We start from the raw sequence: 4490 nt of genomic DNA, 5'->3' as shown, positions 1-4490 counted from the left end.
CTGGCCAACCTGTTCCACCCGGACTCCGACCACCCCGGCACCACGTACGCCTCCGAGGGCGCGTTCATCTATGACGTCGACGGCTTCGACGCGGCTTTCTTCGGCATCAACCCCCGCGAGGCCCTGGCCATGGACCCCCAGCAGCGCCTCGTCCTGGAAACCGCCTGGGAGGCCCTCGAACGCGCCGGCATCGACCCGCACACCCTCCACGAGAGCCTGACCGGCGTCTATACCGGCGTCATCTACCACGACTACGCCACCGGCCTGCCCCCCGGCGACCCCCGCCTGGACGGCTACACGATGCTCTCCAGCATCGGCAGCATCATCTCCGGCCGGGTGGCGTACACCCTCGGCCTCCAGGGCCCCGCCGTCACCGTCGACACCGCCTGCTCCTCCTCCCTGGTGTCCATGCACCTCGCCGCCGGGGCCCTGCGCCAGGGCGAGTGCGACCTGGCGCTGGCGGGCGGTGTGACCGTCATGGCCACCCCCGATCCGTTCACCGGGTTCTCCCGGCAGCGCGGCCTGGCGCCCGACGGCCGGTGCAAACCGTTCGCCGCCGCCGCCGACGGCACCAGCCTGAGCGAGGGGGCCGGGCTCGTCGTGCTCGAACGGCTCTCCGACGCCCGCCGCAACGGCCACCAGGTGCTCGCCGTACTGCGCGGCTCCGCGATCAACCAGGACGGCGCGAGCAACGGCCTGACCGCCCCCAACGGCCCCTCCCAGCAGCGTGTCATCGCCCAGGCCCTCGCCAACGCCGGTCTGGGCCCCGCCGACATCGACGCCGTCGAGGCCCATGGCACCGGCACCACCCTCGGCGACCCCATCGAGGCCCAGGCGCTCCTGGCCACCTACGGCCAGGACCGCCCCGACGACCGGCCGCTGTGGCTCGGCTCGGTCAAGTCCAACATCGGCCACACCCAGGCCGCCAGCGGCATCGCCGGCGTCATCAAGATGATCATGGCCCTGCGCCACGGCCGGCTGCCCGCCAGCCTCCACATCGACGAACCCAGCCCGCACATCGACTGGACCGCCGGAAACGTCCAGCTCCTCACCGAGGCCACCGACTGGCCCGCGACCGGCCACCCCCGGCGCGCCGGCGTGTCCTCCTTCGGCGCCTCCGGCACCAACGCTCATGTGATCCTGGAAGAGGCGCCCCCACCGCCCGGCCCCGCGCCCGAACCGGCCGCCGCGCCCGCCGTCGCGGGCGGCGTGACGCCCTGGCCGCTTTCGGCGCGTGACGAGCAGGCCCTGCGCGAGCAGGCCTCGGCGCTCGCCGAGCACCTGCGGACCGACGACCGCGCGTCGGTCGCGGACGTGGGATGGTCCCTGACCACCACACGGGCGGTGTTCGAGCGGCGGGCCGTGATCATCGGGGAGGGCCGCGAGGAGATGGCCGCCGCCCTGGAGGCGCTGGCCGACGGGTCTCCCCACCCCGGCCTGTCCACCCCTGGTGGCACCGCTCCGGACACTCCGGGGAAGACGGTGTGGCTGTTCTCCGGACAGGGCAGCCAGCGCCCCGGCATGGGCGCCGACCTCTACCGGCGTTTCCCCGTCTTCGCCGAGGCCTTCGACGAGGTCCGCACGCTCCTGGACCCCCACCTCGAACACCCGCTCGCCGATGTGGTCTTCGCCACCGACCCCGCACACGGCGACCTGATCCACCACACCACCTACACCCAGGCCGGGCTCTTCGCCCTCCACATCGCCCTCGCCCGTCTCCTGGGCGACATGGGCCTGGCGCCCGACGCGGTCGCCGGACACTCCATCGGTGAGATCAGCGCCGCCCACCTCGCCGGTGTGCTCTCCCTGGAGGACGCCGCCCGACTGGTCGCCGCCCGCGCCACCCTCATGGGCGGCCTCCCGTCCGGCGGCGCCATGGCCACCGTGAACGCCGACGAACAGGAGATCACCGCCACCCTGGCCGACTATCCCGACCTGGCCATCGCCGCGCTGAACACCCCCACGCACACCGTCGTCTCCGGCCCCGCCGACCAGGTCGCCGCGCTCACCGCCGCCTGGCGGGAGCGAGGCCGCAAGACCCGCGCCCTCCCGGTCTCCCACGCCTTCCACTCCCCCCAGATGGAGTCCGTCCTCGCCCCCTTCACCGAGGCCATCGGCCACCTGGCCTTCCGCGCGCCCCGCATCCCGCTCATCAGCAACCTCACCGGCGAGCCCGCGGGCGAGGACATCGCCACACCCGACTACTGGGCCCGGCACATCCGCAGGCCCGTCCGCTTCCACCAGAGCATCACCCACCTCGCCGAGGACACGGCCGTCTTCCTGGAACTGGGCCCCGCTCCCGTGCTGACCCACGCCGTTCACCACACCCTCCCCGAGGAGACCACCGCCACCGCGCTCGCCACCCTCACCGGCAGGCAACCCGATGTGCCCGCCCTGGCCCACAGCATGGCGGCCCTGCACACCGGTCACGCCCCGGTGGACTGGACGCCCTGGTTCCGTACCGATCCGGCCCCCAGGACCGTGGGCCTGCCCACCTACCGCTTCCAGCGCCGGCCCTACTGGATCGCCCCCCGCCCCTCCGGCGGCGCCACCCCCGGGGGCGCCGGTCTGGACCACCCGCTGCTGGACACCGCGGCGGCTCTGGCGGACGGCGGCGTGGTGCTCACCGGGAGCGTCCCTCCGGCCGGCCACGACAGCTGGCTCACCGAGCGCGCCATCGCGGGAACCGTCGCGCTGCCCGGCACCGCCGTCCTCGAACTCGCCCTCCGCTGCGCCGGGGACACCGGCAGCCCCCACGTCGAGGAGCTTCTCCTCCACCACCCCCTCGTCCTCCACCCCACCGCACATCTCGATCTGCAGGTCGTGATCGGCGCCGCCGATGACGACGCCCGCCGCACCCTCCACCTGTACGCGCGCGCCCAGTCCGACGCCGGGGCCGAGTGGACCCGGCACGCCACCGCCACCCTGGCCGGGGAACCCGCGGACGACCGGCAGCCGCCGGTGGAAGGGGAAACGGCCTGGCCGCCCGCCGGCGCCGAGCCCGTCGACCTCACCGGTTTCTACGACCGTGCCGCGTCGATCGGCTATGCGTACGGGCCCTCCCTCCGGGGACTTCGGGCGCTGTGGCGCCACGGCGAGGACCTGCTCGCCGACATCGCCCTGCCCGTGGCCGACGACTCCACCGGCACCCTCGCCATCCACCCCGCGCTTCTCGACAGCGCGCTGCACCCCCTCCTCGCCGTCACGGACACCCCGGGCGACCAGGTCTGGCTGCCGTTCTCCTGGAGCGGCGTCACCCTGCACGCCACCGGCGCCACCCACGCCCGGGTCCGCGTCACCCCCCACGGCGACCACGAGCACCGGGTCGCCCTCACCGACACCGCCGGCCGGCCGATCCTCACCGCCGACGCCGTCGCCGTCCGGCCGGCCCGGCTCGAGGCCCCGCGGCAACCCCTGTCCGAAGGGCTGTTCCGTCTGGAGTGGACGCCGACGTCGCCGCCGGCCGACCGGTCGGAGGCCACCGCGGCGGCGCCGGGGGTGGTCCTCGTCAAGGCGCCGGTGGCGGAGGGGGAGGGCGGCGAGCTGGAGGCCGTCCAGCGGGCGTTGACCCTGGTACAGGACTGGCTGGCCGAGCCGCGGCCCGACGATGCCCGGCTGGTGGTGATGACGCGCGACGCCGTCGCCGTGGACGGGGAAACGCACGTCGATCCCGTAGCGGCGGCCGTCTGGGGCCTGGTCCGCAGTGCCCAGACGGAGAACCCCGGCCGGTTCGTCCTTCTGGACACGGGCCCGGACACGGACCAGGACACGGACCTGGGCACAGAGCTGGACACGGGCCTGGGCACGGATCCGGTCCTGGGTTTCGACGCCCTCGCCGAGGCCGACGGCCGCGTGGCCGAGGCGGTCCGCTGTGCGCTCGACCTCGACGAGTCGCAGGTGGCGCTCCGCGGCGGCCGGGTCCTGGTGCCCCGGCTCGTCCGCGCGACCGGCTCGGCCACGCTGCCCCTCCCCACAGACCGGCGGAACTGGCGGCTGGAGGCCGCGACCCCGGCGGGCGCCGCGTCGCTCGACGCCGTGGCGCCGGTGCCGTTCACCGAGGCGGAGGAGAAGCCGGCCGCCGGGCGCGTACGCATCGAGGTGCGTGCGGCCGGCGTCACCTTCCGCGATGTCCTGATCGCCACGGGCGGGGTACCCGGCGAGACCCGCCTCGGCGGCGAAGGCGCGGGCGTCGTCCTGGAGGTGGGCCCCGACGTCACCGACGTGGCACCGGGCGACCGCGTCATGGGCGTCTTCGACGGCGCGTTCGGCCCGGTCGCCGTCGCCGACGCGCGGATGGTGACCCGGATGCCGGGGACCTGGGACTTCAGCCAGGCGGCGGGCGCCCCCGTGGCGTTTCTCACCGCCTGGTACGGCCTGGTGGAGCTCGCGGGCCTCAGGGCGGGCGAGTCGGTCCTCGTCCACGCCGCCACCGGCGGCGTGGGCACGGCCGCGGTGCGGATCGCCCGCCACCTGGGCGCTGTACGCCACGG

1 protein-coding gene is annotated in these 4490 nt (G+C 75.0%); it reads left to right on the top strand.

Annotation, left to right across the window (positions count from 1 at the left end; translation table 11 throughout):
* On the top strand, positions 1–4490 hold a 4490-nt coding region (locus BBH68_RS36785; RefSeq protein ID WP_141713149.1), incomplete at both ends, for a type I polyketide synthase.

Source organism: Streptomyces sparsogenes (genome assembly GCF_001704635.1).
In the GTDB taxonomy this organism is placed as follows: domain Bacteria; phylum Actinomycetota; class Actinomycetes; order Streptomycetales; family Streptomycetaceae; genus Streptomyces; species Streptomyces sparsogenes.
The sequence above is the reverse complement of the archived record's forward strand: the minus strand, read 5'-3'. Positions and strand labels throughout refer to the sequence as shown.